This window comes from Streptomyces sp. NPDC048516, from assembly GCF_043199875.1.
In the GTDB taxonomy this organism is placed as follows: Bacteria; Actinomycetota; Actinomycetes; order Streptomycetales; family Streptomycetaceae; genus Streptomyces.
In genome coordinates, this window is sequence record NZ_JBICWS010000006.1 from 1 (window position 1) to 23,249 (window position 23,249).

Sequence of the window (23,249 nt, forward strand, 5' to 3'; positions counted from 1 at the left end):
CTCATCCCCCGGATGTTTCCGGTGGACGGGGTATCAACATATCTGGCGTTGACTTTTGGCACGCTGTTGAGTTCTCAAGGAACGGACGCTTCCTTTGTGCCTGTTTCACCAGGCTCTCCGGGCGCTTCCCTTCGGTCTTGCGTTTCCGACTCTATCAGATCCTTGCGGGCCCGATTTTCGCCGGTGCGTTTCCACCTTTCGGCTTCTTCGCGTTTCCAACCTTACCAGATCCGTTTCCGTGTCTGGCCCCGTGTTGGAGCGGGTCGGCCGTTCGGCTTTCGCTTTCCGGCCTTTCCGACTCTATCAGATCCGATTTCGTTCCGTTGCCGGTCCGAATTCTTTTCCGATTCCCGTCGGAGGGGGTCCGCTTGGGGTGCGACTTCTTGCGTTGCCGCGCCTTTCGGCGTGATCACTACTTTAGCGGAATTCCTCGTTGACGCATAATCACGTCACGGTCGAATTTCGGCATGCCGAAATTGGTCCCGGTGAGGGGCCGTGCAGTAGTGGTGTGCCGCTGCTGCGGCGGGATGGCTGCCTGACGCCTGTCGGCTCCGTGGCAACTCGGAGGACACTACACGAGGGGTTGGGGTTGTTCAAACCCGTGCCTGGGAAGCGTTTCCCGGGTACTTTGGATCCATGACTACGCATGCGCTCGTACAGCTGTGGTGGCTCGCCTGACGGCGGCCGACCAGCAGCGCATGCATGACCACGGCCGCCGCTTCGGCGGCCGTTCGCGTATCTCCTTCCCGCAGCCGGCCGGTGAGGTCGGCGGTCTCGACACGCACTTCGCGGAGTGCGGGAGCTCGGGAGACGAAGGATGAACGAGATGGTGACGGCGACGGCGACGGCAATGTCGATGTCGACCGGTGCGCGTACGCGGATCTTCAGTGGGGTGCAGCCGACGGGGCATCTGACGCTGGGGAACTACCTCGGGGCGCTGCGGCGGTGGGCCGAGGTGGACCAGCATCGTGCGGATGCGCTGTTCTGCGTGGTGGATCTGCATGCGCTGACCGTGGAGCACGATCCGGCGCGGGTGCGGCGGCTCAGCCGGCAGGCCGCGACGTTGCTGCTGGCCTCGGGGCTGGATCCGGAGATCTGCACGGTGTTTGTGCAGAGCCAGGTGGATGAGCACCTGCGGCTGTCGTATCTGATGGAGTGCACGGCCTCCGACGGGGAGATGCGGCGCATGATCCAGTACAAGGAGAAGGCCGCGCGGGAGCAGGCGCGGGGCGGGAGTGTGCGGCTGTCGTTGCTGACGTATCCGGCGCTGATGGCGGCGGACATCCTGGCGTACGGGACGGATGAGGTGCCGGTCGGGGAGGACCAGGCGCAGCATGTGGAGCTGACGCGGGATCTCGCGGTGCGGTTCAACCAGCGGTACGGGCCGACGTTCGTGGTGCCGAGGACCGTGCATCCGACCGTGGCGGCGCGGGTGAAGGATCTGCAGGAGCCGACGTCGAAGATGGGGAAGTCGCACGCCCGGACCGCGGGGGTCGTCTACGTGCTGGACGAGCCGGAGGCGGTGCGGAAGAAGGTGATGCGGGCGGTGACGGACTCGGAGCGGGACGTCTCGTACGAGCCGGAGCGGCGGCCCGGGGTGGCGAATCTCCTGGAGGTACTGGCCGCGTGTGCGGGGAGTGATCCGGAGCGATTGGCCGCGGAGTACGACTCGTGCGGCGCGTTGAAGAAGGACGTCGCGGAGGCCGTGGTGGAGATGCTCCGGCCGGTGCGGGCACGGCATGCGGAGCTGGCGGCGGACCCGGGGCAGGTCGATGCGGTCCTGCTGGCCGGGGCCGAGCGGGCGCGGGTGCTGGCCAGGCCGCGGGTGGACGCCGCGTTCGAGGCGGTGGGGCTGCTGCCCAGGGGGTGAGGCGTGGAGGGGGGCGGGCGTGCCGTCGGGTCGTCCGCTCCCCTTTCCTGTCTCGTCCTGTCTCGTCCTGTCTCGTCCTGTCTCGTCCTGTCTCGGGGGAGAGAGTGAGAAGGGGCCCGCCGCGTGGGCGGGTTCCTCTGCCGTCGGATTCTCCCGGCTGTTTCTTCCGCCGGTTTCTCCCGCCCGTTCCCCTGCCGGTCCCGGCCCCGGTCCCGGTGTCCGTGTCAGCCGTTGCCGGAGGCGAGTGCGCGGCTGCGGTCGCGGGCGGCCTCCAGGGCGGCGATCAGGGCGGCGCGTACGCCGTGGTTTTCGAGTTCGCGGATGGCGTTGATGGTGGTGCCGGCCGGGGACGTGACGTTCTCGCGGAGCTTGACGGGGTGTTCGCCGCTGTCGCGGAGCATCACCGCGGCGCCGATGGCGGCCTGGACGATGAGGTCGTGGGCCTTGTCCCGGGGCAGGCCGAGGAGGATGCCGGCGTCGGTCATGGCCTCGACGAGGAAGAAGAAGTACGCCGGGCCCGAGCCGGAGAGCGCGGTGCAGGCGTCCTGCTGGGACTCCGGGACGCGGAGGGTCTTGCCGACGCCGGAGAAGATTTCCTCTGCGCGGGCGAGGTGGGAGCCGGTGGCGTGGGTGCCGGCGGAGATGACGGACATCGCCTCGTCGACGAGGGCGGGGGTGTTCGTCATGACCCGTACGACCGGGGTGCCGGCGGCCAGGCGCTCCTCGAAGTAGGAGGTGGGGATGCCGGCGGCGCCGCTGATGACCAGGCGGTCGGTGGGGATGTGCGGGGCCAGCTCGGTCAGCAGGGCGCCCATGTCCTGGGGCTTGACGGTGAGGATGAGGGTGTCGGCGGCCTTGGCGGCCTCGGCGTTGCTGACCGCTTCGACGCCGTAACGGGCGTGCAGCTGCTCGGCACGTTCCCGGCGGCGGGCGGTGACCAGGAGGTCGGAGGGCGCCCAGCCGCCTCGGATCATTCCGCTGAGCAGGGCTTCGCCGATTTTTCCGGTGCCGAGTACTGCGACCTTCTGGGTCATCGTGCGGGTTCACCTTTCCGCTGCGCTGGGCGTTTCCGGCCATCCTCGCACCGTGGGTTCCGCTTCGGGTTCGGCTGCCCCGCCATGGGGTGCCGCTGTGCCCACCCTCCAGGCGGGGTCACGTCGTACGGCGGCGGAGGGTGGCGGCGCCGAGGGCGAGGACGAGGAGGGCGCAGCCGCTGACGACGATGACGTCGCGGAGGAAGTCGCCGGTGAGGTCGGGGTGCGTGAGGACCTGGTTCATCCCGTCCACGGCGTAGGACATCGGGAGGATGTCGGAGAGCGTTTCCAGGGCCGGCTGCATGGTGTCGCGCGGGGTGAACAGGCCGCAGAGCAGCAGTTGAGGCATCAGGACGGCGGGCATGAACTGGACGGCCTGGAATTCGGAGGCGGCGAAGGCCGAGACGAACAGCCCGAGGGCGGTGCCGAGGAGGGCGTCCAGGACGGCGACGAGCAGGAGCAGCCAGGCGGAGCCGGTGATGTCGAGGCCGAGGACCCAGACGGACAGGGCCGTGGCGAGGGCCGACTGGACGATCGCCAGCAGGCCGAAGGCCAGGGCGTAGCCGCTGATCAGGTCGGCTTTGCCCAGGGGCAGGGCGAGCAGGCGTTCCAGGGTTCCCGAGGTGCGTTCGCGGAGGGTGGCGATGGAGGTCACCAGGAACATCGTGATCATCGGGAAGATGCCGAGGAGTGAGGCGCCGATGCTGTTGAACGTCTCGGGGCGGGCGTCGAAGACGTAGCGGAGCAGGGCGATCATCACGCACGGGACGACGAGCATCAGCGCGATGGTGCGGGGGTCGTGGCGGAGCTGGCGCAGGACCCGGGCGGCGGTGGCCAGGGTGCGGGACGGGGAGAAGGGCGCGGTGGTCATCGTGCTGGTTCCTTGGGGGTGGCGGTGCCGGGTGCCGTCGGGGCGGCCGCGGCCTTGGCCTCGTCGACCAGCTGGAGGAAGGCGGCCTCGACGGTCGGGGAGCCGGTGCGCTCACGGAGTGCGTCGGGTGCGCCGTCGGCGAGGATGCGGCCCTCGCGCATCAGGAGCAGCCGGTGGCAGCGCTCGGCCTCGTCCATGACGTGCGAGGAGACGAGGAGGGTGGCGGCGCGGTCGGTGGCGAGGGTGTGGAAGAGGTGCCACAGGTCGCGGCGGAGGACGGGGTCCAGGTCGACGGTGGGTTCGTCGAGGACGAGGAGTTCGGGGGCGCCGAGCAGGGCCACCGCGAGGGAGACCCGGCTGCGCTGGCCGCCGGAGAGGTTTCCGGCGAGGGCGTCGGCCCGGTGGGTGAGGTCGACGTCCTCGATGACGCGGGTGACGCTCTCGCGGCGCCGGGCGCGGGCCGCCCGGCCGGGGTGCAGGACGGCGGCGAAGTAGTCGAGGTTCTGGCGGACGGTGAGGTCGTCGTAGACGGACGGGTCCTGGGTGACATAGCCGATGCGGGGGCGCAGCCCGGGGTCGCCGGCGGGCCGGCCGAGGACGTCGAGGGTGCCGGTGACCTTGGCCTGGGTGCCGACGATGGCGCGCATCAGGGTGGATTTGCCGCATCCGGAGGGGCCGAGGAGGCCGGTGATCCGGCCGCGGGGCACGTCGAAGGCGAGGGCGTCGAGGACGGTGCGGCCGCCTCGGGTGACGGTGAGGTCGTGGGCGTGGACGGCGGGGTCGGCGGGGTCGGCGGGGTCGGCGGGGTCGGCGGGGTCGGCGGGGTCGGCGGGGTCGCGGCCATAATTCATCATGCGATGAATACTCCTCCGGGCGGGGTGGAGCGTCAAGGGCTCGGACGGGGTGGGCGGGACGGGGCGAGGGGCGTGCTGAGGGGCGGCTGGAGCGGGACGGGAGGCGCAGCGAGGGTCGGGGGGAGCGGGACGGGCGGCGTGCTCAGAAGGGGCGAGGGGTGGCTGAGGCGTGGAGGTGGTGATGCGGTCGGGTGTGGTGCAGGGGCGGCGCATGACAAGGCACTGTGCGCACCGGCGGGCGCCGTAGTGAAGAGAACCGGCCGTTCGTGGTCGATAACTCCGCGTTTACAGGGTGGTTACAAACCGACTTGTGGTCCTGCGCGTTGGCTTGGACACAATGGGGGTGACCTGTCCAGCCGCGCCGGGAGGGGCGACGATGGCGAAGATCCGGGTCCGCGGCCTCGGCCGGCTCCTGTTGATCGTCGTGACCGTCGTGCTGGCCCTGTCCCTCGGGACGGACGCCGTGTACGGAGAACATGCGCCGGCCGCACCGGCCGCGAACGGCGTCGGCCGTACGGCGCCCTCGGGTACCGAACCCCGGGCGTCCGACACCTCGACCGCGGAGAATCCGGAATCCGGCAGTGACCGCTGCCCGCCGCGCCGCGACGGGCGTTCCACGGCCTCGGTGGCCGCGCCGACGCCACCGGTCACCACCGTCTCAACCGCCGGCCGGGGACGGACCGGGGGCGGGCTGCGCCTGACCGTCCCGCTGACCGGCCGGCAGGCCGTACCTCTGACGAGATCCGGCGAACTGCCGCTCCGGCACGCCGTCTTCCGCTGCTGAGAGCCGAGAGGTAAGAGCCGAGAAGTAGGAGCCGAGAGCCGAGAGCCGCCCCAAGGGCCTCTTCGGTCCGCGTATCCGAAGGGCCTCTCCCGGCCCGTGTGTCCGACGGATTCAGCCGTCGCTGCCCTTCACGTCCCTTCACGTCCCGTCGCGTCCCGTCGCGTCCCGTCGTGTCACCTCAATGTCCCTGCATGGCGCGCGCCCGCCCGGCGATGCCCGGCAATGCCCGGGAGTAGGCGTAGCGCGGGCAACGGGCCGTCGGGCACCAGCCGCTGAGCGCATCGCCATCACCCGACGTCCACTCGTGCGCGACAGTTCGCGTCAGTTCGCGCGACAGTTCGCGTCAGTTCGTGTCCGATCACGTTCGTTGGCGACCGTGCGTACCCGTGTGTATCCGTGCGCCACCGCATCTCGCACTCGTTGGAGGCATCCCATGCGTAAGTTCCGTGTTGCCCGTCAACGTTCATTCCGGCCGTCCATACCGTCACGGCAGGCGCTGTCGGTCTGGCGCGCCGATGTCACCGCCTCGCTCGTCGTCTTTCTCGTCGCCGTCCCGCTGTGTGTCGGGGTGGCCGTCGCGTCCGGGGTGCCGGCCGAACTGGGGCTGGTCACCGGGATCGTCGGCGGACTGCTCACCGGGTTACTGCCCGGCAGCAGTCTGCAGGTCAGCGGCCCGGCCGCGGGGCTGACGGTGCTGGTCTACGAGGCCGTGCAGGAGTACGGGCTCGGCACGCTGGGCGCGCTGGTGCTGATCGCCGGGGTGCTGCAGCTGGCCATGGGGGCGCTGCGGCTCGGGCGCTGGTTCCGGGCCATCTCCGTGGCGGTCGTCCAGGGAATGCTCGCCGGCATCGGGCTCGTGCTGATCGCCGGGCAGCTGTACGCCCTGGCGGACGCCAAGGCGCCGGGCGGCGGGCCGGCGAATCTGGGCGGGCTGCCGAAACTGGCGGCGGACACCGCCGGGTCCGGAGCCTCGCTCGCGGCGCTGGCGGTGGGCGCGGGAACCATCGTGCTGCTGGTGCTGTGGCCGAAGTGGCGGCGCGCGGCGCGGGTGGTGCCGGCGCCGCTGGTGGCCGTGGCGCTGGCGACGGCCGTGGTGTGGATGCTGGAGCTGCCGGTGGCCCGGGTCGAGGTGGCGGGCCTGCTGGAAGTCGTCCAGCCGCCTGGCGGCGCGGACTTCCTGCGGCTGACGGAGGCGGGGGCGGTGGCCGGTGCGCTGGGCACCGTGCTGGCGTTCACCCTGATCGCGTCGGCGGAGTCGCTGTTCTCCGCGGCCGCGGTGGACCGGCTGCACGACGGTCCGCGGACCGATTACGACAGGGAGCTGATGGCCCAGGGCGCGGGCAACACGGTGTGCGGCCTGCTGGGGGCGCTGCCGATGACCGCGGTGATCGTCCGTAGCGCCGCGAATGTGCACGCCGGGGCCCGGACCAAGGCCTCGCGGGTGCTGCACGGGGCGTGGCTGCTGCTGTTCGCGGTGGCCTTCCCCGCGGCGCTGGGTGTGGTGCCGCTCGCGGCGCTGGCCGGGGTACTGGTGCATGCAGGCGGCAAGTTGCTGCCGGTGAAGCAGTGGCGTCCGCTGTGGCGCGAGCACCGGGGGGAGGCCGTGGTGCTCGCCGCGACGGCGGTGGCGATCGTGGCCACCAACATGTTCGAGGGGGTACTGCTGGGACTGCTGATGGCGGTGGCCAAGTCGGCGTGGGAGACCTCGCACGTGCACCTGGAGATCGTGGGGCTGGACGAGCCGGCGGCACCGGCCACCGGGGGCGACACGGCCGGCGGTGTCGCGGCCGGCCTCGGGACGGGCGGCCTCCGGACGGACGGAGACAGGCCGGACGGAGACAGGCCGGACGGAGACAGGCCGGACGGACACGGGACCCGTGGGCCGGACGAACCCGCAACCCGCAGGACGGACGGCTCCGGCGCCCGGCGCCCCATCCTCGTACGGGCCCTGGGTCATGCCACCTTCCTGCGCCTGCCGAAGCTGCTCGACCAGTTGGAGGCGCTGCCCAAGGACCGGGAGATCCAGCTCGATCTGTCGGGGCTGCGGCATCTCGACCATGCGTGTGCGGCGGCCCTCGGAAACTGGGAGGAGCAGCAGCGGCGCGGGCCGGACGGCACCACCCGGCAGAAGACACCATCCATCGCCCCGTAGGGCACCCCGGGCCCCGTACCCCGTAAGGCAACTCAGGCCCCGTACCCGTAGGGGCACCCCGGGCCCCGTACCCCGTAGGGCACCCCAGGCCCCGTAGCGCAACCCGGAGGGAAAGGACCGACGTTGCCGCAGAAATGACCGTAAGGTCGGCATGCTTGTGATCGCCGACCCTTGGAGCGCTGTGAATCGCCGGCCTTTCCGCTGCTGCGGTGCGACCGCCGCCCTCTCCGTCGCCCTGCTGCTCTCCTCGTGCACGAACGGCGCCGAGGGCGTCCGGGGGGCGGCGGGCAGCGGCGGGGTGGGCGATCCGCTCTTCCCTGCGCTCGGCAACGGCGGCTATCAGGTGCGCCATTACGGGCTCGATCTCGACTACGACGTGAAGAAGAAGCGCCTGGACGCGACCGCCGAGATCACCTCCGAGGCCACGAAGAATCTGCGGTCCTTCCAGCTCGATCTGCAGGGGCTGCGGGTCTCGGACGTACGGGTCGACGGCAAGGACGCCGCGTTCTCCCGTAAGGGGCACAAGCTGATCGTCCGGCCGGCCGAAGGCCTGAGGAAGGGCGCACGGTTCCGTACGACCGTCGACTACCACGGCACACCGCAGGAGCTGAAGGATCCGGACGGTACGACGGAGGGGTGGGTCAAGACCGCCGACGGGGCGTTCGTCGCGGGCGAGCCGGCCGGGTCCATGACCTGGTTCCCCGGCAACAACCACCCCGAGGACAAGGCGGCCTACGACTTCACGATCACCGTGCCGAAGGGCTATACCGCCGTCGCCAACGGGGATCTGCGGTCGGAGAAGACGACCGGCGGCCGGACCACCTTCCGTTGGCACAACGGGCAGCCCATGGCCAGTTACCTCGCCACCGCCACCATCGGCCGCTTCGATGTCCACCGGTCCCGTACGGCCGACGGGCTGCCGCTGTACGTCGCGGTGGACCCGGCGGAGGCCAAGGCGAGCAAGGGGCCGCTGGAGCAGCTGCCGGAGATCCTGAAGTGGGAGAGCGGGCTGTTCGGCCGCTACCCCTTCTCCTCCGCGGGCGCGATCGTCGATGATACCCCGGCCCGGATCACGTGGATGGCGCTGGAGACCCAGACCAAGCCGGTCTACGCCGGGGCGCCGGACACCGTGACCGTGGTGCACGAGATGGCCCACCAGTGGTTCGGCGACTCGGTGACCCCGAAGACCTGGAAGGACACCTGGCTCAACGAGGCCTTCGCGACCTACGCCGAGTGGCTGTGGGTGGAGCACAAGGGCGGCAAGACCCCGCAGCAGCAGTTCGACGCGCTCTACAAGGACAAGACGGACACGCAGCGCTGGGCCTTCCCGCCGGGCGATCCTGGCAAGGCGAAGAATGTGACCGGGGTGCCCGTCTACGAGCGGGGCGCGATGCTGCTCCAGGAATTGCGGAACGCGGTCGGCGACAAGACCTTCTTCCGGATCCTCAAGGAGTGGCCCGCCAAGTACCGCTACTCCACCGCCGACGCGAAGGAATTCATCGCCTTCTGCCAGGAACGCACGGATGTGGATCTGACCGGGCTGTTCGACACATGGCTCTACGGCAAGGGAAAGCCGGAACGGGAGTAGCGGCCGGGCGCCACCCGGCCAGTCACACCGGACCGGTGCCCCCGGCCGGTGCCACCCCGGCCGGTGCCACCCCGGCCAGTGCCACCCGGCCAGTGCCACCCGGCCAGTGCCACCCGGCCCGGAATGCCGAGCAACACCCACTCACCGGCCGATGCCCGGGATGCAGCCGACGATGTCCGGGCGTCGGGCCGCCAGCCGCAGGACGCGGACGGCGTTGCGGACCACCTGCTCCTTGACGCGGGCGGCCGGACGGCCCGTCAGCACGCGCTCGCGCGGGGTGTCGTCGGCCCGTAGCGACTGGATCAGGCCGTCGTGCCGCCCCAGACTCACGCACTGCACGAAGAACGCGTACGTCAGCGGGCGGGGCGCGGCGCCACGCGACTCGGTGATGATCGCGCCGGCCACGTGTGAGCCCGTCGGCAGCGCGGTGGCGCAGGCCATCCGCAGGGCCCCGGCGCGGGGCGTGCGGGCCGCTGCCGCGTCGCCCGCGGCGTAGATGTCGGGGTGGCTGACCGAGCGCAGCGCCCCGTCGACCAGGATCCGGCCGGTGCGCGGGTCGGTGTCCAGCCCCGCGTCGCGCGCGAGCCCCCCGGCGGCGGTCATGGCGCCGGTCCACAGCACGGCGTCGGCGTCGGCGTCGTCCCCGTCGGCAACCCGGTGGCCCTCCTCGACGCGGACGTGCAGCCGGTCGAGGACGGTTCGGACATGCTCCCGGCCGCGGGCCGACAGCCCTGTGCCGATCTCGCCGCCGGTCAGCAGCCGGACCCGCCACCCGGGGTGGGACTCGGCGATCTCGGCGGCCATCTCGATGCCGGTCAGGCCACCGCCGACCACGGCCAGCGTGCCCGGGCCGTCCAGCAGCCGCTTGTGCAGGGCGGCGGCGCTCTCGGCGGTGAAGGCCCGCTCCCACGGCCCGCGGGCGGGGGCGCCCGAGGGGCCGGCACCGCGCAGGTCGGTGTGGCTGCCGAGGGTGTAGACGAGCCGGTCGTAGAGGAGGGTGCGGCCGCAGTCGGTGTGCACGGCGCGGGCGGCCGGGTCCAGCGCGGTGGCGCGGGCGGCCAGATGCTCGATGCCGGTGCCGTGCAGCATCGCGGCCCGGGGATGGTCCACCACGGGGCGCCCGGCGGCCAGTTCGTGCAGGCGCACCCGTTCGGCGAAACGGTCACTGGGATCGACCAGGGTCACCTGCGCATACGGAGCGAGCCGGAGCGCGGCCATGGTGCCCGCGTAGCCACCGCCGAGAACCACGACCCGCAGCCGCTGCCGGACCCGCTGCCGCACCCGCTGCCGTGCCACGCTCTTCATGCTGCCTCCTGCTCCTGGTGACGGGGCGTCGCGCCGGATCGTGCGACGCGTCGGAAGGGGGACGAAGCAGGGTGGCGCGGTGTGACACCCCTACAACGGGTCAGGGCCGGAGTCAGGGTCAGGGCAGGGGGCGGCGTCAGGGCCGGCATCAGGGCCGGCATCAGGGCGGGCGTCAGGGCCGAGGTCGAGCGGGAGGTGCAGGCCGAGGTCGAGGTGGCCGAGCTTGTCGGGGTTGATGACGGCGTCCACCTCCGTGATCCGCCCGGCGTGGACGGTGAAGGCGAACACCCCGGACTGCTCGCCCACCCGGTCGACGAAGACCAGCCCGGTGGCTCCGTTGACCTCGGCCAACGCGACCCGCAGCCCCTCCCGTTGGGCGCCTCGGGTGACCAGGCCCCGCACATAGCGGGCGACCTTCTCGCGGCCCAGTACCGGCCGGCGGGCGGCACTCACCTTGCCGCCGCCGTCCGAACGCCAGACGACCTCCGGGTCGAGGACGGACAGCAGCGCATCGAGATCGCCGCCCATGACGGCGGACAGGAAGGCCTCGACGGTGCGGCGGTGCTCCGCACGGTCGACGGTGCGGCGCGGGGCCTCGGCCCGTACCCTCCTGCGGGCGCGGGAGGCCAACTGCCGTACGGAATCCGGGGTGCGGCCGACCGCCTCGGCGACCTCCGGGAAGGGGACCGCGAAGACGTCGTGGAGGATGAAGGCGGTGCGCTCGGCCGGGGTGAGCCGTTCCAGGACGGTGAGCAGCGCCATCCCGACGGATTCGTCGAGCGTCACCCGGTCCTCGGGGCTGCCGGGACCGCCGGGGCCGCCGGGGCTCCCCGAGCCCGTCGCGCCGAGGGGCAGCGGGCCGTCGCTGCCGTCGAGCAGCGGCTCCGGCAGCCAGGGACCGACATAGGTCTCGCGGCGGGCGCGGGCCGAGCCCAGCAGGTCGTAACAGATGCGGCTCACCACGGTGGTGAGAAAGCCGCGCGGGCTGGCCACCGCAGGCTCGTCGGGCAGCGCCTGCCAGCGCAGCCAGGCCTCCTGCACGGCGTCGTCGGCATCGGTGACCGTGCCCATGATCCGGTAGGCGATGGCCCACAGTCGGCCGCGCTGCTCCTCGAACTGCGCGAGCCGGTCGTCGTCCCGCGCGCCCCGCGCGCCCCTCTCTCCCCTTGCTCCCCTCGCTCCCCCCGTACTCGGCTCCGTCCCCGTCCCCGTCCCCGTCCCCGTCCCTGTCCCCGGCGCCGTATCCGGCTCCGTCCCCGTCCCCGGCTGCGTCATCGACCGCTCCTCCGCTTCCGTTCAGGCCGTTTGGCCCGCCCTTTACGACGAGGCAGGCGGCCGGAGTGTGACAGTCAGGTCGAGCGCGTAGGCCTCCTCGACGATGCCGTCCGGGAAGACGGCCAGCAGCGCGGTCCGCTCGTCCTCCAGGATGGGGGCCGCTGCCGCCGGGCCGATGGCGGAGAAGTACGAGCGGCTGCCCAGCATCGCGAGGTGGGTGTCGAGGGGGACCCGCCGCGTCCAGTGCAGGACGCGGAAGGCGGGCTCCAGGCCGAGGCCGAGGTCGCGGAGCAGGTCGGGAGCCTCCGGTGCGACGCCGTGGCTGTGGTACTCCGGCAGCCGGCGGGCGATCCGGGCCTCCTGATCGGCGGCCCATCCGACGTCTTGGTCGGGGATGTTCCACCACAGCGCGAGCGCGCCGCCGGGCCGCAGCACCCTCAGGGCCTCGGGGACGGAGCAGGCCGGGTCGGTCCAGTGCCAGGACTGTGCGTAGCCGACGAGGTCAAAGCCCGCGTCGTCGGAGAACGGCAGTGCATCGCCGAGTGCGCGGACGAGCGGCGTGTCCGGATGGGCGGCAATCAGCTCGGCGGCCATCGCGGCCCCCGGCTCCACCGCGGTGACCCGCGCCCCGCGCCCGGCGAGCAGCCCGGTCGCAATACCGGTCCCGGCCCCGACGTCCAGCACCCGTGCCCCGGCCAGCGGCTGCCCGGCCAGCTCCTCGATGGCGTCGAAGAGGGCCGGCGGATAGCCGGGGCGGGCGGCGGCGTACTGGGCGGCCACCGCGTCGAACGACCGGGCGAGGGTGGCGTGGCCCGGTGGCGGAGAGGGGAGTACGGGCTGTGGGGCCAGGGGCAGTTGTTCCAGCGGGGATCGGTGCGGCATGCCCCCATCCTCCCAACGGCACCGAGCGCGCACAGGTGCCGACGAAAAGTCGGAGCAGGTTCTTCTTCAGCGGCGCTTCTCGGTCCGGGACTTCTTTTTGGCGGCCGGATTGCCGGTACGGGCGCCGCGGCGGCGTTGGTACCGCTCCCGGGCCGCGGTGTACTCGGCACGGTGCAGCCTCTCCCCCGGGGCCTCGACGAGAGTGCGGCAGAAATAGGCGAGCAGCGAGCCGATGAAGCCGATCAGCATCAGGCCCTGGGAGGACGTGTCGGCCGTGTTCCGGGCGGCCGGGTCGGGGCGGCGGACGAAGCCGTCCCAGGTGCGGCGGAAGGCCAGGGCGCTGCAGATGGCGAAGCCGGCGACGACGAGGATGCCGACGAACCGGCCGACGGCGGCGATCTCCAGCCCCTGGAACGCAAAGCGCAGCACGACCGCCCCGGCAGCCGCGAGCGCGAGCGAGCCCACCGCGACACCGGCCCGGCGCAGGCCGTACCCGCCGTCGTGGTGGACCCAGGTGGTGCCGAAGAACCGGATCTCCGCCGGCTCGGGGCCGCCACGCCCCGGGCCGGCGGGCGCCGGGCCACCGGGCTCCGGGCCACCGGGCTCCGGGCTCGGCGCGGGCGTCTGCTCATCGCTCATAACGGTGATTATCACCGCAGGCGCCCCTGCCGGCCCGGAGCCCGGTGGCCCGGCGCTCCGGTCCCGCGCCTCAGTTCGTGCAGCGCGGCGCGACCATGCCGCTGCTGCCCGTGCGGACGTACGCGTCGGAGACGTACTGGCCGGCCCCGATGCAGTCCCAGATGTCGGTGGTGCCGTACGGGCCGCTGACCGACTGGCCGTACCGCTGGCAGCGGATCTGGATCCGGGCCCCCTCCTCCAGCTGGCGGACCGCGGGGTAGTTGGTGCCGGGGCCCTGGCGGACCTTGACGCGGTAGCCGGGTGCGACGGGATAGGTGGGTCCGCCGGACGCGGCGGCGAGCGCCTGGTCGGCGGCCGGTTCCACGGAGCCGAGATCGTCCTGAGTCGTCATGCTGTTCTCCCCCGTTGACGAAGCGTCGAAGACGCTCGTGTTGACCCGCAACTTGCCTGCTCGCGACCGAGGGCGCGGGCAGTTGTGCCACGGCACGCTAGCAAGCCTCACTCATCTCGTACGCGCCATCGACTAGGCTCCGCGCGTCGCACCTGCGACCGAATGGCAAGGGAACGACACGGGGGTGGGACCATGCCATCGCTGCGCAATTCGGGGGTCGGCCCGGAAGCGGAGCATCCGGAGTACGCCGGCCAGTACCGCCTGGAGGCACGCCTCGGCTCCGGCGGTATGGGCGTGGTCCATCTGGCGCGCTCGTCGTCCGGACTGCTGCTCGCGGTCAAGGTCGTCCATGCCGAATTCGCCCAGGACCCGGAGTTCCGCGGGCGGTTCCGGCAGGAGGTGGCCGCCGCGCGGCGGGTCAGCGGGGCCTTCACGGCGCCCGTCGTGGACGCCGATCCGGACGCCGGGCGCCCCTGGATGGCGACCCTCCACATTCCCGGGCCGACCCTCTCCGATCATGTGAAGCGGAATGGTCCGCTGGCGGTCGACGAGGTGCGGCGGCTGGCCGCGGGGCTCGCCGAGGCGCTGCGCGACATCCATCGCGCGGGCGTGGTGCACCGCGATCTCAAGCCGGGAAATGTGCTGCTGGCCGCCGACGGGCCGAAAGTCATCGACTTCGGTATCTCCCGGCCGTCCGACAGCGAAATGCGCACCGAGACCGGCAAGTTGATCGGCACGCCGCCCTTCATGGCACCCGAACAGTTCCAGCGGCCGCGTGAGGTGGGGCCGGCGGCGGATGTCTTCGCGCTGGGTTCGGTCCTGGTGCATGCCGCCACCGGAAGCGGCCCGTTCGACTCGGAAAGCCCCTACATCGTCGCGTACCAGGTGGTGCACGACGAGGCCGATCTGACGGGCGTACCGGCGGAGTTGGTGCCGCTGATCGAGAGCTGCCTGGCGAAGGCCCCGGCGGACCGGCCGACGCCGGGCGCACTGATGGAGTTGCTGCGGACGGATGCGCCGCACGGTGCGCCGCTGAGTACGCCACCGAGTGCACCGCTGGGTACGCCGCTGGGTGCACCGCTGGGTGCACCGCTGGACGCCGCGCCTCCGGTGAACATGCTGCCGGATCCGGATGACTTGTCGCCGGACGGTACGGCGCCGGCCGGTATGTCGCCGGGCGGTATGTCGCCGGACTCGGCGACGGGCGATGCGGCGACGGGCGATGCGGCGACGGGCGATGCGGCGGCGGTACGGATACCGGAACAGCGGCAGCGGGAGCGGAAGCGGAAGCGACCGGAGCAGCGGCAGCCGGAGCAGCTGCCGCCCGAACAGCTCCCGCCGGTACGGGACGAGACCACCCCGCCACGTACCGAGACGACGCATGTCCCCGTATCGGCACCCGTCGAGAGCCCCGTCGAAGGCACCGAAGGCACCGAAGGCACGCCCGGGAGCCCCGCCGACGCCGAGCCCCCGGCCTCCCCCAAAGGCCCCACCGATCCCGCCGATCCCGCCGATCCCGCCGATCCCACCGATCCCACCAATCCCACCAACACTGGCAACCCCGCCGGGCTCCGCCGCCCCACCCGCTCCCGTGCCCGGCGCTGGCCCCTCTGGGCCGCGCTCGCCCTCGTCGTGACCGGTGCCGGGGCGTACACGGGCGTCCGGGCCCTGTCCCCGGGCGGGAACGGGCCGGACCCCGCCCTGCAGACCCGCCCCTCGCACACCGGCCGGGCCGACTTCCACCCGTGGCAGACCACGCTCGTCGAACGCCCCGAGGGCCACGACGCCGAAATGCCGTTCTGCACCAGCGGATCCGGCGCCGTCTTCTGCGGCCAGTCCGGAGTCCCGGCCGCCCGGCTCGATCCGGACACCGGCCGACCGGCATGGCAGCGCACGGACCACCGCGCCCAGGGCGAGAACGCCGCGAAATTCGCCGCTTCCCCCACCCCGCCGGTGCTCTCCGGCGGGCTGCTGTACGTCTTCTCCGGCGACGGCAAGCAGCTCAGCGCCCTCGACCCGTCGGCCGACGGCAAGGGCGCCACCCGCTGGACCAAGGACGTCTCCGGATACGAGGGCCAGACCAGGATCGTCGGGAACCGCATCCTGCTGACGGCGGCGGACGGCACGGTCACCGCGCTGGACAGCACGACCCACCGGCAGCGCTGGCACAAACGCTTCACCGGCCACCACCTGCCGCTCTTCTCCTCCTACGGCGACGCGCACACCGCCTATGCGGCCGAGGGCACCCCCGACGGGACCGGCACCCAGGTCACCGCCATCGACCCGGCGGACGGCAAGGCCCACTGGACGCGGCGGCTGCCGGGGACACTCACCCCGGCCGGTACCGGTGCGTCCGGTGCGCTCTATCTGACCGTCACCGACCCGAAGTTCACCTTCCGCACCACCGCCGTCGTCCGCTACGACCCCGCCACCGGACACACCGGGCGGCTCCCGCTGACCTCGCCGCTCGACCAGGTGGCCGCCGTGGTGCACGGCGAGTCGGTCTATCTGCTCGCCGAGGGCGGCGCGCTGGAGGCCGTCGGGGAACGGAAGTGGGACACCGAGACGTCGGTCAGCCGGGGTTCGGCGCCGGTGGTGAGCGGCGGCCGGCTGTATTTCACCGCGGCGGACGGCCGGCTGCTGGCGGTCGACACCCGCAACGGCGGTCTGCTCGGCCAGACCCCACCGCGGCTGGACGGCCGCCGCCACAACGGCTACCTGCAGATGCTGCCCGCCCCGCAGGTGGATGCGCCCCGCGGCCGGATCTACGCGGCCGCCCCGAACGGCACGGTCTTCGCCGCGGCGACCCGGGATCCGGCCGCCTGGTGACCGCCGGGCCGTGCACCGCCCGGGGCGTGGCAACTACAGGTACAGGCTTCCCGCCGGACACCCGGCACGGCGGCGGCCTCCGGGCCGAGGCTGCCCTTGGTGCACCTCGTATGCGTGCCGACATGGCACGCCGGGGAGACGTACGGGGCGCGCCCGGTCACCGGGCCGCCCGGTCGAGCACGGCGATGAGCCGGTGCGTCGTCTCCAGGTTGCAGCGCCCCAGCTCGATGAGCGGACGCGGCTGCGCGTAGCCGTACGACACGGTGTCCACGCCGAGTGACGGCAGCACGATCCCGTTCTGCTTGAGCGCAGCCGCCAGCTCGGCGCAGGCCGCCTCGGCCTCTTCCCTCTTGCCGGCCGCCGCCCGTCGTTCCGTCGCCATCCTTGCCGCTCCCGTCTGCCGTTTTCCTGCCTGGAGGACCGGAGCGCAACTACTGTGTGTGTTCCGGCCCTTACGAGAATGGGCCAGGAAAAGGGCGCGAATGCCGCTTGCGGGCCGTATTCCGCGACCACGCACCGTTAGTTCCACACCTTCCACGGAGGAGGTCGCCATGCCGCCGAGGCGAGCGGTCACCGGTCGGAGCCAGGAACCACGCCAACGCTTCATCGAAGAGCTGCGATTACTGCGTGCCCAGAAGGGCGACAGCCTCCGGAAGCTCGGAGAGGTACTGGGCTGGGACTGGTCGCTGTTCGGCAAGATGGAGAGCGGCCAGACGATCGGCAGCCCGGAGGTCGCACAGGCGCTGGACCAGTACTACGGGACGAAGGATCTGCTGCTGACGTTGTGGGAGTTGGCGGCCGGTGATCCCACACAGTTCAAGGAGCGCTACCGGCGCTACATGGCCTTGGAAGCAGAGGCCGTGAGCCTCTGGCACTTCGGCGTCAGTACCGTTCATGGTCTGCTTCAGACCGAAGGCTACGCACAAGCCTTGCTCTCGGCGGGCGGCAGCAGCGGCGAAGAGTTGACCCGGCAGGTCGAGGCTCGGATAGGGCGTCGAGGTTTGCTGGATGGTGACCACCCGCCACGGTTCCGCACCATCCTTTCCGAGGCCGTGCTACGAACGCCGTTGGAGGATGCCGAGCTGTGGCGGAAACAGCTTGAGCACCTGATCGAGGCGACCGCGCGTCCGAACATCACACTCCACGTGCTGCCCTTCAGCTCCGGCCTTTACGGCTTGGACAGCACCGCTGTGATGTTTCTGCGACTGCCGGACAGTCGCACCGTGGCCTATACCGAGAACGCCCACCGCGGCGAACTCATTGAGGAAGCGGGCCCTGTTGAGCATCTGCAAGGCGCGTACGATGCGGTTCGTGACCTGGCATTGAGCCCGGCCGAATCGCGGAAGTTCGTCATGCGGATGTTGGAGGAAGTGCCGTGCGATCCATCGACCTGAGCAACGTCACCTGGCGCAAGAGCACCCACAGCAACTCGGACGGCGGCGCCTGCATCGAAGTCTCCGACGACCTCCTGTCCACCGCCACCTGGCGCAAGTCCAGCCACAGCAACCAGGACGGGGGCAACTGCCTCGAAGTCTCCGACGACTTCCCCGCCGTCGTCCCCGTCCGCGACAGCAAGGCCCCCCAAGGCCCCGCCCTCCTCTTCGAGGCGCCCGCCTGGTCGTCCTTCGTCACCGCCGTGAAAAGCGGGCGTCTCCCCAGCGTCTGACGTACCCCCGGCCCCAAGTACGGGCCCGCATACCGGCCCCCGTCGCTCGCCCGCGACGGGGGCCGTCGCCGTACCGCAGCGCGGTCGGCGCACTGGTCCGCGACGGGGGCCCGGCGGCTTACGCGGGCCCGGTCGTCACGCGCTACCAGCCGATCTCTCCCGTGGAGTCGAAGAGCCGCCCGCTCGGCCCCCTCACCGAGAGGGCGAGCCGCACGATCGTGGTGGCGCTCTGCTCGGGAGTGCTGGTGCCGGTGTGTCCGTTCAGCGCGGTCGCGGTGAAGCCCGGGTCGACGGCGTTGATCAGGAACCCCGGCAACGCACGGGCGTATTGGTACGTCAGCATGTTGAGGGCCGTCTTCGACACGGGATAGACCAGCCCCTCCAAGCGCGACTCCATGCGCTCCGGGTCCGCGTTGACGGCGAACGAGCCCCGGCCGCTGGTCACGTTGACGACACGCGGGTGCTCCGCCTTGCGCAGCAGGGGCAGCAGAGCGTGGGTCATGCGGACCGCGCCCAGCAGATTCACATCCATGACAGCCTCGAAATCGTCGGCTGTGGTCTCCTCCACGGCGGGGCGGCTGCCGCCGGTTCCCGCGTTGTTGATCAGCACATCGATGCGGCCGTGCTCCTCCCCGAGCTGCCGCGCCACCGCGTCGACCTGCGACTGGTCCGTCACGTCGAGTGGCACGAACCGCACATCGGCCCCGTCGGCCGACAGATCACGCGCTGCCGCGCGGCCCCGTTCCCGGTCGCGCGCACCAAGGTGGACGGTCATCCCCTCGGCAGCCAGCAGCCGGGCAACTTCCCGGCCGATCCCCTGGTTGGCTCCTGTCACCACAGCTACGTCCGCATTGGTCATAGCTCAGCATGATCTCTGTTCTTCCGGCTTCGCGTCCACGCGTCAGGCCACAACGGAAGCGGTGCGGCGGCGTTATGAAGAACAAAGCGGTGCGGCGGGCCCTGAGGCCGCCGCACCGCTTGCCACACTGCTTGCCGTACCGAGCCGCCGCTCAGCCCAGCTTGCTCACATCGCGCACCGCGCCCTTGTCCGCGCTGGTCGCCATCGCCGCGTACGCGCGCAGCGCCTGGGAGACCTTGCGCTCGCGCTGCTTCGGCGCGTAGACGCCTTCGAGCGCCAGCCGGCGGGACTCCAGCTCCACGTCACCGACGAGGAGTTCGATGGTGCGGTTGGGGATGTCGATCTTGATGCGGTCGCCGTCCTCGACGAGGGCGATGGTGCCGCCGGCCGCCGCCTCGGGCGAGGCGTGGCCGATGGACAGGCCGGAGGTGCCGCCGGAGAAGCGGCCGTCGGTGACCAGTGCGCAGGCCTTGCCCAGGCCGCGGCCCTTGAGGAAGGACGTCGGGTAGAGCATCTCCTGCATACCGGGGCCGCCCTTGGGGCCCTCGTAGCGGATGACGACGACGTCGCCCTCCTTGATCTGCTTCTTGAGGATCTTGTCGACGGCCTCTTCCTGCGACTCGCAGACCACGGCCGGGCCCTCGAAGTTCCAGATCGACTCGTCGACGCCGGCGGTCTTCACGACGCAGCCGTCCTCGGCGAGGTTGCCCTTGAGGACCGCGAGGCCGCCGTCGACGGAGTAGGCGTGCGCCAGGTCGCGGATGCAGCCGCCCTCGGCGTCGACGTCGAGGCTGTCCCAGCGCTCGGACTGGGAGAAGGCGGTGGCCGAGCGCTTGCAGCCGGGGGCCGCGTGCCACAGCTCGACGGCCTCGTCGGAGGGTGAACCGCCGCGCACGTCCCAGGTCTTGAGCCATTCCTCGATGGAGGCGCTGTGCACGGTGTGCACGTCCTCGTTGAGGAGCCCGGCGCGGTAGAGCTCGCCGAGGAGGGCGGGGATGCCGCCGGCGCGGTGCACGTCCTCCATGTAATACGTGCCGCCCGGCGCGACGTTCGGGGCGACCTTCGCCAGGCAGGGCACCCGGCGCGAGACCGCGTTGATGTCGTCCAGGTCGAAGTTGAGGCCGGCCTCCTGGGCGGCGGCCAGCAGATGCAGGATCGTGTTCGTCGAGCCGCCCATGGCGATGTCCAGGGCCATGGCGTTCTCGAAGGCGGCGCGGGTGCCGATGTTGCGCGGCAGGACGGTGTGGTCGTCCTCGTCGTAGTGCCGCTTGGTGATCTCGACGACCGTGCGGCCGGCGTTCTGGTACAGCGCCTTGCGGGCGGTGTGGGTGGCCAGCACCGAGCCGTTGCCGGGCAGTGAGAGGCCGATCGCCTCGGTCAGGCAGTTCATGGAGTTGGCGGTGAACATGCCGGAACAGGAGCCGCAGGTCGGACAGGCGTTTTCCTCGATACGGAGGATGTCCTCGTCCGAGATCTTGTCGTTGACGGCGTCCGAGATCGCGTCGACCAGGTCGAGGGTGCGGACCGTGCCGTCGACGAGGGTCGTCTTGCCGGACTCCATCGGGCCGCCGGAGACGAAGACCGTCGGGATGTTGAGCCGCATCGCGGCCATCAGCATGCCCGGAGTGATCTTGTCGCAGTTGGAGATGCAGATCAGCGCGTCGGCGCAGTGCGCCTCGACCATGTACTCGACGGAGTCGGCGATCAGGTCGCGGGAGGGCAGGCTGTAGAGCATGCCGCCGTGGCCCATGGCGATACCGTCGTCGACCGCGATGGTGTTGAACTCGCGGGCGATGCCCCCGGCCTCGTGGATCGCCTCGGAGACGATCCGGCCGACCGGCTGGAGGTGGGTGTGGCCGGGCACGAACTCGGTGAAGCTGTTGGCGACGGCGATGATCGGCTTGCCGAAGTCCTCCCGCGCTACGCCGGAGGCCTGCATAAGGGCTCGGGCGCCGGCCATGTTGCGGCCATGGGTAACGGTGCGGGACCTCAGCTCGGGCACGATGGTCACTCCCTCGGGATTACGTCCGTACGACCGCCGGTGCCGGTACCTGGCTCTGCCGCGTAGCTCTTCCGCGTGGCTGTGCCGCGTACCGGTGGCGTCATATATCAGCTCCCGTCGAGATTACGCTCCTGATCCAAGATCTGGACAGCCTCTCCGGGATGTGAGATGGCTGACCGCAGTGCGGACAGCGGGGTGGGCGCCGTTCTTCCAGGTCAGGGTAGCAATCGGGTCTCGATCGGGCCCCTGGAGCGGCGCCGTCGGCGGTTGTCAGGACCGCGTCAGGGGTGGGCGGGATCGGGATCCGGCTGCCGGGTTCGGCCGTCAGGCCCGGCCGCCGGAGCCGCGTCGGGCTTGCGCTTGGGCTTGGGCTTGCGCTTGGGCTTGGACCGTCAGGGCTGCGTCAGATACCGCTGGAGGCTCGGGGCGACCATGGCGATGATCTCCTCCGTGTCCGCCGAGGCGATCGGGTCCATCTTGATCACATAGCGCAGCATGGCGATCCCGATGAGGTGCCCGGCGGCCAGCTGCACCCGGAACTGCGGGTCGGGTACGTCCAGTTCGCCCGCCACCCGCTGCAGCATCCGCCGCTCGATGAGCCCGCGCAGCACCGCCGCCGCGGTGTCGTTGGTCAGCGCCGAGCGCATGATCGCCAGCAGCGTCGGCCGGCTGACCGGGTTCTCCCAGACGCCGAACATGAAGCGGGCCATCCGCTCGCCCACCCCTTCACCGCCGCCCGCGATGGCCTCCGGCATGGTCAGCGCGGGCGCGAAGGTCAGCTCGATGGCGGCCTCGAAGACCTGCTCCTTGGTGCCGAAGTAGTGATGCACCAGCGCCGCGTCCACCCCGGCCGCCTTGGCGATACCCCGGACCGAGGTCTTGTCGTAGCCGCGCTCGGCGAACTTCGTACGGGCCGCGGCCAGAATCCGTTCCCGGGCACCGGGGCCGGCCTCGGCGGCGGCCCGGGCCGGGCGGCCCCGGCGGCGGGCCGGTGCGGGCGGCGTGCCGGGCGCGGCAGAGGCATCGGGGGAGACATCGGGAGAGACATCGGCGGAGGCATCGGGAGAGGCATCGGGCGACGGAGACGAGCCGGGCGCGGCAGACGAACCGTCCGGACCGGGCCCGGTGCCGCTCACGAGCCCGGGACCCAGGTCGGCGAGGCCAGATGCAGCCGGGTGAAGGCCAGCGCCTCGGCCAGGTCGGCCTCGCGTTCGGCCGCGGACATCGCCCGCCGGGTGTTGACCTCGACGACCACATGGCCCTCGAAGCCGGTGGCCGCCAGCCGCTCCAGCATCGCGGCGCAGGGCTGGCTGCCGCGACCGGGCACCAGGTGCTCGTCCTTGGCGGAGCCGTTGCCGTCGGCGAGATGGACGTGCGCCAGCCGGTCGCCCATCCGCTCCACCATCTCCAGGGCGTCATTGCGGGCGGTGGCGGTGTGCGACAGATCGACCGTGAAGTGCCGGTAGTCGTCGTTGGTGGGGTCCCAGTCCGGGGCGTACGCGAGCATTTCGCGGTCCCGGTAGCGCCACGGGTACATGTTCTCGACGGCGAACTTCACATCCGTCTCGTGCTCCATCCGCCACACCCCGCGGACGAACTCCCGCGCATAGCTGCGCTGCCAGCGGAACGGCGGGTGCACGACCACCGTCGAGGCGCCCAGCTTCTCCGCGGCGGTGCGGGCGCGCTGGAGCTTGACCCAGGGATCGGTGGACCAGACCCGCTGGGTGATCAGCAGACACGGGGCGTGGACGGCCAGCACCGGCACGCCGTGGTAGTCCGAGAGCCGGCGCAGGGCCTCGATGTCCTGGCTGACCGGGTCGGTCCACACCATGACCTCGACGCCGTCGTAACCGAGGCGCGCGGCGATCTCGAAGGCCGTCGCCGTCGACTCCGGATACACCGAGGCCGTGGACAGCGCGACCTTCGCATCCGGGATGCGCACCACTGGCTCTGTCACGAAGGACAGCGTACGGGCCAAGGCAGGGCGCGGGGCAGGAGGTCCGGCGACCGCGGCCCCCGGTCGGAGGAGGCGGGCAACGGTGCGACAGGGGGCGATGGGTGTGGCGGACCCCGCCGGGGCGTGACGAGTCTCACGAGGCCGCCGCGGTCGGCGGGCGGTGCCGGTGTCTCCCTGGTCTCCGTCCGCGGACACCCGGGAGAACCGGGGAGAACAGGCCAGAACCAGGGAGAACCGGCGAGACGGGGCCCAGCGGCAGGCCCCGTGGCCGGGTCCGGGGCGCAGGCCCCG

Annotated in this window: 20 protein-coding genes; 7 read left to right on the forward strand and 13 right to left on the reverse strand. The window is 71.6% G+C overall.

Annotation, left to right across the window (positions count from 1 at the left end; translation table 11 throughout):
- Positions 1 to 817 precede the first annotated feature (817 nt).
- The gene (gene trpS / locus ACGFR7_RS13785) at positions 818 to 1,870 is read left to right on the forward strand and encodes a tryptophan--tRNA ligase (RefSeq protein ID WP_393317625.1); all 1,053 of its coding nucleotides are present in this window, start codon (positions 818 to 820) and stop codon (positions 1,868 to 1,870) included.
- Positions 1,871 to 2,094: 224 nt separating this feature from the next.
- On the opposite strand, the gene proC is transcribed toward trpS, so the two are convergent.
- From proC to ACGFR7_RS13800, 3 genes are all read right to left on the reverse strand, one after another.
- Positions 2,095 to 2,904 (reverse strand): pyrroline-5-carboxylate reductase, encoded by an 810-nt coding sequence (gene proC / locus ACGFR7_RS13790; protein ID WP_393317628.1) that lies wholly within the window; start codon positions 2,902 to 2,904, stop codon positions 2,095 to 2,097.
- 118 nt (positions 2,905 to 3,022) lie between these two features.
- Entirely contained in the window at positions 3,023 to 3,775 is a 753-nt protein-coding gene (locus tag ACGFR7_RS13795) for an ABC transporter permease (RefSeq protein ID WP_393317631.1), read from the reverse strand.
- Positions 3,772 to 4,629 carry an ABC transporter ATP-binding protein gene (locus ACGFR7_RS13800; RefSeq protein ID WP_393317633.1) on the reverse strand — a complete coding sequence of 286 codons (858 nt, stop codon included), beginning with the start codon at positions 4,627 to 4,629 and terminating at the stop codon, positions 3,772 to 3,774. The genes ACGFR7_RS13795 and ACGFR7_RS13800 overlap by 4 nt, the downstream gene beginning before the upstream one ends.
- A gap of 376 nt (positions 4,630 to 5,005) precedes the next feature.
- Here ACGFR7_RS13800 and ACGFR7_RS13805 point away from each other — a divergent pair, with 376 nt between their 5' ends.
- From ACGFR7_RS13805 to ACGFR7_RS13815, 3 genes are all read left to right on the forward strand, one after another.
- Positions 5,006 to 5,413, forward strand: coding sequence for a hypothetical protein (locus ACGFR7_RS13805; RefSeq protein ID WP_393317636.1), 408 nt, complete (start codon positions 5,006 to 5,008; stop codon positions 5,411 to 5,413).
- A 433-nt stretch (positions 5,414 to 5,846) separates the two neighbouring features.
- Positions 5,847 to 7,565 (forward strand): SulP family inorganic anion transporter, encoded by a 1,719-nt coding sequence (locus tag ACGFR7_RS13810; RefSeq protein WP_393317639.1) that lies wholly within the window; start codon positions 5,847 to 5,849, stop codon positions 7,563 to 7,565.
- Between the two features lie 181 nt (positions 7,566 to 7,746).
- Positions 7,747 to 9,153, forward strand: coding sequence for a M1 family metallopeptidase (locus ACGFR7_RS13815; protein WP_393317642.1), 1,407 nt, complete (start codon positions 7,747 to 7,749; stop codon positions 9,151 to 9,153).
- Positions 9,154 to 9,294: 141 nt separating this feature from the next.
- Here ACGFR7_RS13815 and ACGFR7_RS13820 read toward each other — a convergent pair whose 3' ends face one another.
- The 5 genes from ACGFR7_RS13820 to ACGFR7_RS13840 form a co-directional block, all read right to left on the reverse strand.
- Positions 9,295 to 10,458, reverse strand: a complete 1,164-nt coding sequence (locus tag ACGFR7_RS13820; RefSeq protein ID WP_393317645.1) for an NAD(P)/FAD-dependent oxidoreductase — start codon at positions 10,456 to 10,458, stop codon at positions 9,295 to 9,297.
- Between the two features lie 90 nt (positions 10,459 to 10,548).
- Positions 10,549 to 11,733, reverse strand: coding sequence for an RNA polymerase sigma factor SigJ (sigJ, locus tag ACGFR7_RS13825; RefSeq protein WP_393317648.1), 1,185 nt, complete (start codon positions 11,731 to 11,733; stop codon positions 10,549 to 10,551).
- A 42-nt stretch (positions 11,734 to 11,775) separates the two neighbouring features.
- The gene (locus ACGFR7_RS13830; RefSeq protein WP_393317651.1) at positions 11,776 to 12,615 is read right to left on the reverse strand and encodes a class I SAM-dependent methyltransferase; all 840 of its coding nucleotides are present in this window, start codon (positions 12,613 to 12,615) and stop codon (positions 11,776 to 11,778) included.
- Positions 12,616 to 12,681: 66 nt separating this feature from the next.
- On the reverse strand, positions 12,682 to 13,254 hold the full coding sequence (locus ACGFR7_RS13835; RefSeq protein ID WP_393317654.1) for a hypothetical protein: 573 nt from the start codon (positions 13,252 to 13,254) through the stop codon (positions 12,682 to 12,684).
- A gap of 70 nt (positions 13,255 to 13,324) precedes the next feature.
- Positions 13,325 to 13,645: a peptidase gene (locus ACGFR7_RS13840; protein WP_393317657.1), complete on the reverse strand. Its 321-nt coding sequence runs from the start codon at positions 13,643 to 13,645 to the stop codon at positions 13,325 to 13,327.
- Between the two features lie 192 nt (positions 13,646 to 13,837).
- Here ACGFR7_RS13840 and ACGFR7_RS13845 point away from each other — a divergent pair, with 192 nt between their 5' ends.
- Positions 13,838 to 16,474, forward strand: coding sequence for a serine/threonine-protein kinase (locus ACGFR7_RS13845; protein WP_393317660.1), 2,637 nt, complete (start codon positions 13,838 to 13,840; stop codon positions 16,472 to 16,474).
- 157 nt (positions 16,475 to 16,631) lie between these two features.
- Here ACGFR7_RS13845 and ACGFR7_RS13850 read toward each other — a convergent pair whose 3' ends face one another.
- On the reverse strand, positions 16,632 to 16,856 hold the full coding sequence (locus tag ACGFR7_RS13850; RefSeq protein WP_393317663.1) for a hypothetical protein: 225 nt from the start codon (positions 16,854 to 16,856) through the stop codon (positions 16,632 to 16,634).
- A gap of 169 nt (positions 16,857 to 17,025) precedes the next feature.
- On the opposite strand from ACGFR7_RS13850, the gene ACGFR7_RS13855 reads away from it, so the two are divergent.
- Positions 17,026 to 17,868, forward strand: coding sequence for a helix-turn-helix transcriptional regulator (locus tag ACGFR7_RS13855; protein WP_393317666.1), 843 nt, complete (start codon positions 17,026 to 17,028; stop codon positions 17,866 to 17,868).
- Positions 17,850 to 18,140 carry a DUF397 domain-containing protein gene (locus ACGFR7_RS13860; RefSeq protein ID WP_393317669.1) on the forward strand — a complete coding sequence of 97 codons (291 nt, stop codon included), beginning with the start codon at positions 17,850 to 17,852 and terminating at the stop codon, positions 18,138 to 18,140. The genes ACGFR7_RS13855 and ACGFR7_RS13860 overlap by 19 nt, the downstream gene beginning before the upstream one ends.
- A 142-nt stretch (positions 18,141 to 18,282) precedes the next feature.
- Here the strand turns inward: ACGFR7_RS13860 and ACGFR7_RS13865 are convergent, their stop codons facing one another.
- The 4 genes from ACGFR7_RS13865 to ACGFR7_RS13880 all read right to left on the reverse strand — a co-directional run bounded on the left by ACGFR7_RS13865 (position 18,283) and on the right by ACGFR7_RS13880 (position 22,958).
- On the reverse strand, positions 18,283 to 18,999 hold the full coding sequence (locus ACGFR7_RS13865; RefSeq protein WP_393317672.1) for an SDR family NAD(P)-dependent oxidoreductase: 717 nt from the start codon (positions 18,997 to 18,999) through the stop codon (positions 18,283 to 18,285).
- Positions 19,000 to 19,150: 151 nt separating this feature from the next.
- Positions 19,151 to 21,001, reverse strand: coding sequence for a dihydroxy-acid dehydratase (gene ilvD, locus ACGFR7_RS13870; protein WP_393317675.1), 1,851 nt, complete (start codon positions 20,999 to 21,001; stop codon positions 19,151 to 19,153).
- A 392-nt stretch (positions 21,002 to 21,393) separates the two neighbouring features.
- Entirely contained in the window at positions 21,394 to 22,137 is a 744-nt protein-coding gene (locus ACGFR7_RS13875) for a TetR family transcriptional regulator (RefSeq protein ID WP_393317678.1), read from the reverse strand.
- Positions 22,134 to 22,958: a sugar phosphate isomerase/epimerase gene (locus tag ACGFR7_RS13880; protein ID WP_176956442.1), complete on the reverse strand. Its 825-nt coding sequence runs from the start codon at positions 22,956 to 22,958 to the stop codon at positions 22,134 to 22,136. The genes ACGFR7_RS13875 and ACGFR7_RS13880 overlap by 4 nt, the downstream gene beginning before the upstream one ends.
- Positions 22,959 to 23,249 lie beyond the last annotated feature (291 nt).